The organism is Streptomyces prunicolor NBRC 13075 (assembly GCF_000367365.1).
GTDB lineage: Bacteria > Actinomycetota > Actinomycetes > Streptomycetales > Streptomycetaceae > Streptomyces > Streptomyces prunicolor.
In genome coordinates this window covers 1-8,274 of record NZ_BARF01000173.1, presented here as the reverse complement: position 1 = coordinate 8,274, position 8,274 = coordinate 1, and the positions used below count along the sequence as shown (strand labels likewise).

The 8,274-nt window shown below is 73.4% G+C and carries 1 pseudogene; it reads right to left on the bottom strand.

Going from position 1 to position 8,274, the window contains the following annotated elements:
- A pseudogene (locus SPR02S_RS63785) lies at window positions 1-8,196 on the bottom strand (hypothetical protein); the annotation flags it as partial.
- Between the last annotated feature and the right edge of the window lie 78 nt (window positions 8,197-8,274).

The window sequence follows — 8,274 nt, the reverse complement described above, 5'->3', positions numbered from 1 at the left end:
AAGAGTCGTCGCACCGCTCAGGACGCCGGGGCGGGGCGCGTTGGAGTTGGACTGGTCCGCGTGCGCGTCGAATCGCTCCGTGGAGTGCACGGCCGGGCGGGCGTGCGGGCGCAGGCCGAACCACGTGTCCTTCGGCGCCGGATCGGCGACATGCGACGCGGGCCTGTCGTCATCGGCATCACGAGTCGGCGCGGGACGGTAACGCCCGTCCGGCTGAACGCTGTTGGCGTCCCCAGGACCCCGGGGTGCGTTCGGCGGGGTGATGCCCGCCGGGGTGGTCGTGGCCGCCGCGTCGGTGCCCGGGTGCGCATCACTCGCGCTGTAGTGGTTCAGGCCCGTGTAGTGGACCTCCAGCGCGGGCGTGTCGGTGGTCGGGCCGTAGCGCAGCACGATGCCCTGGGGACCGGCGCTCGCGTTGGTGGCGGCGAGCGGGTCCGGCACCGGCTGGAAGACGTGGATCGGGGCGTCGAGGGTGTCGGCGAGCAAGGGCAGGAAGGTGTCGCCGACCGGGTGCGCCCACGCGTTCGACCAGTTGCGCACCGCGTTTTCGAGCAGGGCCGCTTCTTCCCCGGTGAGGGGGGCGGTGCTCCGGTGGTAGCCGGCGATCAGCAGCGAACGGCGCTCGTCCGGTGTCATGTCGGTGAGCGTCGGCAGCTCGTCCACCGCACGCAGATAGGCGAACATCCGCCGGTTGCTCGGCACGGCGCCGGCCGGTGCGGGCGGTGCGCCCGGCGTCGAGACGGCTTGCAGATAGCGGGCCTGGAGGTCGACCGGGTCCAGGTCCTCTGCCTGCGTCACGCCCTGGATGCCGTAGTGGGCCAGTCGGCCGTTGACCTCGGTGTCGGACAGGCCCTGGACCCGCGTCGTGAAGGGGTCGACGAGGACGCCCCGGAGCTGGCCGAGCACCTGCGGCGGGAGCGGTCGGCTGCCGTCGCGTGCCGCTGCCAGGCGGGCCTGCACCAGGTTCTGCAACTCCCGCTGTACGAACCGGAGATGGCCTGCTCCCTGGTCCGCGCTCTGCGGTTCCTGCGTCACCGTCGTGAGGGTCTGCCGTACGTCGTCGGGCCGGGCGAGCCAGTTGTCTGTACCCGCGTTGAGGCCACCCGGGGCGGCCCGCCGCAGGTGCGTGCGGACCAGGTGCGGCGCGCTGCCGATGACGGCGTACAGGAGGCAGTTGCCGTCGCCGGGGGTCGGCACGGCGTTGCCGGTGGGGGTGACGTAGGGGGACGGCGGGGTCGCGGGGGTCGAGGCGGTGGTGGTCGAGGTCGTGCCGGGGGCCGGGGCCTTGCCCTTGTCGACGCCCTTGCCCTTGTTGAGGCCGGTGCTCTTGTTGACGCCGGTGCTCTTGGCGGTGGCCTTGCTCGTGCTCTTGTCGGTCGCCGGCTTCTTGTTCTTGTCCGCCTTGTCGGTGGCCGACTTCTTGTCCTTGCCGGATGTACCGGACTTACCGGACTTGGGCGGTGCGCTCTTCTTCGGCTGCTGTTTCGACGTGGTCGGTGCGGGCGTGGACGTGGACGTGTCGGGGTTCGTCCCGGTGGTCCCGGCGTCGGTGGTGCCGGTGGCGGGCGCCGGGGTGTGGGTCTGGCCGCCGGCCGGGAGGGGGGTGGCTCGGCCGTCGGGGGCGGGCCAGCGGGGCGGGGTGGTGGCGAAAGTGGTCCGCAGGGACTGTTCGGGGGTGGGGGCGCTGTCCTGGACGTCGCTGGACAGGTCCGGCAGTGCGGCGGTGGCCGCCATCTGGTCGGCGGCGGCCTGCATTTGCGCGGTGACGGCGGCGACGACCTGCCCGTTGCGCCGGTCGACCTCGGTCTCGGCCGCGGTCACCCGGCCCTGGGCGGCGGTCTCGCGCCGCCTGGCGTCCCGCAGGTCGTCGGCCGCGGCGACCTCGGCCGCCGCGTCCTTCCGTGCCTCCTGCACGGCCTCCGCGTGGTTCCCCTCCTCCTCGCTGATGCGCGCCGGGCCGATGTCGACGACGCGCTGCGCCATCGCCAACACCGGCCGCTGCGCGGCGAGTTGGTCGGTGGCCTGCTGGATCGATTCCTCGGCGGCGGTGATCGCGGGGACCGTGGCCCGCACCCGGGGGTCGGCGGCGACATCGGCCGCGGGGGCGTGGGAACGTGGGGTGCCGGGTGCCACGGGGGCCGGTACGGGGGCGGGGGCTGGACTCGACTGCCCGTTCCGCGCGGCCTGTTCGGCGGCGGCCCGTGCGGCGGCGGCGCGTTCTTCGCGCACGGTGTTCTCGGCCTGCGTCAGCGCGGCCAGGGCGGTCCGGAGGTCGTGGCGGCCCTTCGTCTCGTCCCGCTCGTGCCGCTCGATGACCGACGGCAGGGTGGTGACGGTGCTGCGGGCTTCCGCGAGGTCCCGCTTCAGCCGTGCGACCAGTGCCTCGGCCTCGCGCGCGGCCTTGGCGGACTCGGCGGCCGTCCGCGTCGCCTGCTTGTGGGCAGCGGTCGCGTTCGTGACCGCGAGTTCCGCCTTCCCGTGGGCTGCTACGGCTGCGGTGTGCGCCCGGTTGGCCTGCTGGAGGGCGCCGGTGAGGAGGTTCAGCCGCTGCGGGCTGTCGGTGAGGGTGTCGGTGGCGGTGTGCAGGAGTTCGGCCTGGGCGTGGAAGGCGGTCCACGCGGTGGTGAGGTCGGGGTCGTCGGTGACGAGGGCGCCTTCGGGCGTGAACTCCCAACGCCGGATGCCCTGGGGGTCACGGGTCATCAGTTCCAGCGGGCGGTTGCCGAGCACGGCCGTGCGGGAGGCCATGTAGAGGGCTTGGCCGAGGTGTTCGCCGTCCGGGTCGGCGCCGAGGGCCACCCAGAACTGCACGCCGTCACTGCCGGGCGGGATCGCCGTATGCAGGCGCTCGGGCAGGGTGTGCGGCTCGGCGGTGGCCCAGTCGGGAACGAGCGCGGGCAGGTCGTGGAGGTTCGGCGGGGTCTCGGCCGGGGTCAGGAGACCGTGGCCGAGGAGGTCGCGTTCCTCGACGCGGAGGGTGACCGTGCCGGTGACATGGCGGGTGCCCTCGGGTCCCTCGACGAGCAGGTGGGCGTCGACGTCGACGACGTAACTGCGCGTGCCCCGCGCCCCGTTGGCCGGTGCGGAGGTGCTGCCGGTCTTGAGCCAGTCACGGCGGCTGCCGGTGGTGGTGCCGCCGAAGGTGGAGGGCTGGGTCTGCCGCTGGGCGAGCGGCACGCTGATCCCGGCGATCTCCTGGTTGTCGTCGTCACCGCTGAGGAGTTGCGTGTACGAGGTGGCGAGGGAGTGGTCGGCTCCGGCGGCGGTGCTCACCGTGTCGGTCGTGTTGTGGAGCTGGTCGAGGGTGACGTCGTCGGCGTGGGTGGAACGGCGCGGGTTGTAGAGCGTGACCGCGATCGACGGGGCCCGTCCCGGCGCCCCCTCGAAGGGTGTGGTGCCGGGCATCTTGCGGGTGAGGTCGGCGGCCAGCCGGGGACGGTCGAGGGAGACCCGTCCGGCCTGGATCAACTGGCCCAGGCGGACCGCCTGACCCTCCACCGAGACGGAGGTGACCTGCGCGTGCCAGCCCTGACCGCCGCGGGGCGCCACGTCGTTCAGCGCCGTCCCCAGGTGCGCCCAGCCGTCGAAGTGGAACGCCGGGGTCGGCCCCACCGGGTGGAACATCTGCGCGTCGGCGAGATACGGGCGGATGGTGGGGCCGAGCGGCAGCACGGTGTTGCGCGGGTCGGTGCGGGAGACGACGGACGGGGGGTTCACCGGAACCGGGCCGACGAGCGGGTTGGTCTCGGTGCCGGTGAAGCGCAGCGTCAGGCTGACCGGGACGCTGCCGGTGCGCGGGGTGCCCCGGGCCAGCAGCGCGTTCATCCACCGGCGTGCGTCGCCGTCCGCGTCGGACCAGGCGATGACGCCGTTCTGGAGGAGACCGCCGATGACGTTGGGCGGCCAGTCGGCGACCAACGCGGAGCGGACCGACAGCTCGTAGTCGTACTGGAGGCCGTCGAAGTCGGCGCCGTTGTCGGTGCGCAGCCAGAAGCGGTTGTCGGCGGTGGTCGCCCGCCGGGCGGAGATGCTGGTGGCCGACTGGGGGGTGAACACGGGCGCCGCGCGGTCCGTCCTGGACGGGTCGGGGCCCTGGTTCGGGCGGAGATAGCGGGTGGTCAGGGTGACCGGGAGCTGCTTCTGCCGGACCGAGGCGCGGGTGGTGGTGCGGCCCGCGGCGGTGTGCGACTGCCACTGTTCGAGACCCGAGCCCGGGGTCGAGGATCCCTGCACGGCGGCCAGGTTCTGGGTCCGCCGGGGCACGGCCGTCAGCGTGACCTCGACCAACCGCTCACCGCCGAAGCCGTGGTGGCGGAAGTGGAAGCGGGTGGTGGCCCGGCGCGGAGTGCCGTCCGGACCGCGTCCGGGCAGCGAGCGCAGTCCGGCGGACGAGGTGAGCTGTGCGACGCGACTGTGCACGCCCTGCTGGTAGCCGGAGTGCCCCGGGGTGACCGCTCCGGGTGCCTCGGCCTCCACCAGCGCCAGCAGCGTCCGCCCGACCTGCCCCCGCCGCTCCCTCCGGTTGACCGACTGCAACGGGATATGGCCGGCGGCGGGCCCCGTCGAGGGGACGGGGGCGGCGACGGGACGGTCGTACTCGATGACCGAGAGGACTCCGCCGAGGCCCAGTTCGCGGTTGCGGGTGTACGGCTCCGGGAGGGCCGCCGTCAGGGTCGGTGCGGGCGCGGGGGCGAGCCCGTCCACCGAGCCCATCCACCGTGCGTCGCGGGCGAGTTGGCCCTGGGTCATGAGGAACTGCAGGCCGTCCGGGACGTCTACCGCGAAGGTGACGGGGGCGATCGTGCCGTGCTCGCCGCCTCCGGTGAGCAGCGGGCGGGAGCCGGAGCCGGCCGTGGTCAGACGGGTGACGGGGCCTGTCGGGACGGGCCCGCCGACGCCGTTGAGGAGGGCGCGGGAGCCCGCGCGGACCGTGACGAAGTAGGTGACGTCGGCGACCACCCGGTGCAGGTCGCCGCTCTCGGTGGGCGTGCGGTTGACGCCCGTGCTGGCGGAGAGGGTGTCGGCGGTGTCGGTGCGGGCGACATAGCCGAGCCGTGCCGAGGGGTTGAAGAGGCCCTTGTACGACTTGCCGCTGGTCTGGCTGGTGGAGACCGAACCGTCCGACTCCGGGCCGGTGTTGCCCTGCCCGGCCGCGTTCGCCGGGCCCGCGGGCTGGGTGGGCGGGTTCTGGGTGAGCACCCCGCTACCGCCGAACTGGTGCGACTTTCCGAGGGACTTGAGCTGCTGGGCGTTGTCGGTGGCCGAGACGCCCGTCTCCAGGTACTGCCGGGTGGTGTCCAGCAGTCGGGGTCCGTGTGCGACGGCCTGGATCTCCAGGGAGTACTGGCCGTCCGCGAGCGTCCCCGGCAGGCTCAGGCCTTCAACTATGTAGGAGTTCTTGAACAGTTCGTGGCCGTGGGCGATGAGGCTGCCCGGGGTGATCGCGGCGTGCCTGGTCTCGGCGGCGCGCGTCCTGCTGTCCGTCAGCCCGTGCCCGGCGAGCGGGGAGATGCCGTCGCGGGCGGGCGGAGTGGCGGTCGGGGCGGGGGCGGTACCCGTGGCCGTACCGGTGGTGGCCGGGGCGGTGACCGGGAGGATCGGGCCGGTGCCGTTGTCGGCGGCGGGCGTCGGCCGGGCCTGGTTGCGGATCTCCGCGGCGGCCCGCCGGAAGACCGACTCGATGGCCGCGGCGCCGCGCACGGTGTCGATCAGCGCGTCGTCCGGTATCCGCACCAGATCCTGGCGCGGGACGCCGTTGGCGTCGGTCGCGTCGAGCCGGGCCATGTCGACCGCGTTGGTCGGGCGCGGCGCCCCGTCGGCACGTACGGCGGGCGGCGCGGGGATCACCGACGGTGCCTGGGTACGGCCGTGCGGCACCGCGAGCCGGAGCGTGCCGGCGACCGTCGGCGGATGGACGACGGGCGGCGCACCGGCGACAGCCGGGGCCGCGGGGACAGCCGGGGTCGGGGCGAGGGCCTGGTTGACGTTCTGCCCGAACCGCTCGCTGGGCTGATCGGTGTCGTCCGCGTACACGTCCAGGGCCAACCGTACCGGCACCGCGAAGTCGTGACTGTCCTGGCCGGTGCCGATGTAGAACTGGTCGTGCGAGGTGGCGCCGCCCACCGTGTCGCCGTGGGTGACCTGGTGGCCGTACTGGTAGTCGGCCCCGAACCCGATGGACCCCCAGACGCCCAGCGGTCCGCTGACACTGGCCATCGGTCCGAGCGCGGCACCGTACGACTCGCCCCGCTGCTCGGCGTCACTGCCCGCCATCTGGGCCAGACCCATGACCTGGATGCCCGGCAGCACCAGGTTGTGGGTGCTGGCCTGCGGGGTGTCACGCTCGGCGGTGAGCAGCAGCCGGACCCGACGGACGCCAGTGTCCGTGCTGTTCGGCACCTCGAAGTGCAGGGCGTGCCCGCCGTCGACCATGGCATCGGTGGCGGCACGCAGACCCGTGCGGGAGCGGGCCTCACGCAGCCGCCGCAGGTTGTTCAGCTGGGCGTGCAACCGGATCTGGTGCTCGGGCTCGTGGTCCCGCGCCGCCTGCTTCAGGCGGGCGCCGATCCCGGTGGGGCGCGTGGCCGTGGGGGCGGGCGGCAGGAAGCCCTCGCGGCGCAGCCAGGTCTCGGCCTCGTCGAACAGACCGTCCGTGCCGGTCACATCCAGCGGGGCCGCGCTCAGCCCGATGCCGTCCAACCGGTCCAGGGAGTCCGGGAGTTCACGCGTCTCGTCGGCGGTCGGCGCGTGCCCGGTGGCGTCCGCCTTGCTCAGGACGCGCAGGTCCATGCCGTGCGCCTGGGTGAGCGGGGGCGCCGTCGTCTCGGTGCCGTCCGGCCGGATCAGGGTGACCTGGTAGGTGACACCGGAGGGAGTGAGGAGGTGGCCGCGGTTGGTGCGGATGGCGTGCATCGTGCCGGCGGAACTGCTCGCGCTGTACGTGTTGGTGACGGTCGCCTGCGTCTGCCCGCGCAGGCCCAGGCTGCCACCGATGGTGCCGGCCGCGTCCGGGTGCCCCTGGCCGTGGTCACCGGTGAGAGCGGCGGCACCGCTGCCGCTGACGCCGATACCGCTGGTGTACTTCGAGGAGAGGTCGACCTTCGCCGTGTTGACCAAGTGGCTTTCGAGGTTGATCTGACCGGGGGTGCTCTGCCGCAACGGCGTACCGACGGCGGGCACGGTGACCAGGTGCAGCATGCCCACCGCGTTGCCGTCCGCGCCGGTGATGACGGGCGAGTAGATCCCGCCGTCCACCTGCATGGGCAGCGTGCCGCGCAGCACCTGCTCGGAGAGGAAGTCCGAGACCTGCCCGGCGGCGGTGGCGTCGAGATCGGTGTGGAAGGTCTGGTGGACATGCTCGTACAGGGCCCTGGGGTCGATCACGGAGTCGACGCCGTAGAGCGGAAGATCGGCCATCGCGGCGGGCGCGGGCAGCGAACCCGGCGCCGGGTCGGCGGTGGTGAGGTGCCGGGGGAACCAGATCGTGGTGGGGCCGTGCGACTCCGCGGCGCCCCATCCGTCGGGCACGGGCGCCGGGGTCGCCGTCGCGGCCGGGGCCGTGGTGGGGGGCGCGGTGACCGCCGGGGCACCGGTGCGTACCCGCCAGCGGGTGGTGAACTCCACAGGATCCGAGGGCTCGTTGGACCGCTGGGAGGACGTGGTCTGGATGGCCTGGGTGACCGTGGTGGCGTCGCTCGCCTGGTTGTGCGTGATGGCCGCCGTGACCGAACCGTCCACACCCCGCACCGCCGTGGGTGCCGTGATCGGCCAGGACCCGGTCCACGGCACCTGGAAGGTCCGATAGGTACCCGACGGCTGACTGGAGAAGTTCTCCCGCGTACCGAACCCGCGCCGCTCGACATGCTTGTCCGCGTCACGCGGATCGAAACGCCCCTGCCGCAACGAAGTCCGGGGCTCGGAAAGCGTCAGCTGTACGTCGACGGTGCGGTCGTTCCCGTCGACCCGGACGGTGACGCGGTGACCGCCGTTGGAGCGCAGATACGGCAGTTGGAGCGCGAGGTTCTCCCGGCTCAGGACGTCCCGCACCTGCGTGCGCACCGCCTCGGGCGGATTGTCGCGGTTCAGCCCCAGCGCCACGTAGACCTGACCGTGCAGCCCCTCGATCACCTCGTCGGAGAAGGGCTCCGCGTACACCAACCCGACCGTGCCGTCCGGGACCGCGCCATAGGAGGCCACGTAGGACGACGGGAATTGGCGCCGCGCGGGCGGTAGCGCGGTCGGGGCCTGGGAGGTGGGCCAGGTAGGTGTGTCCTG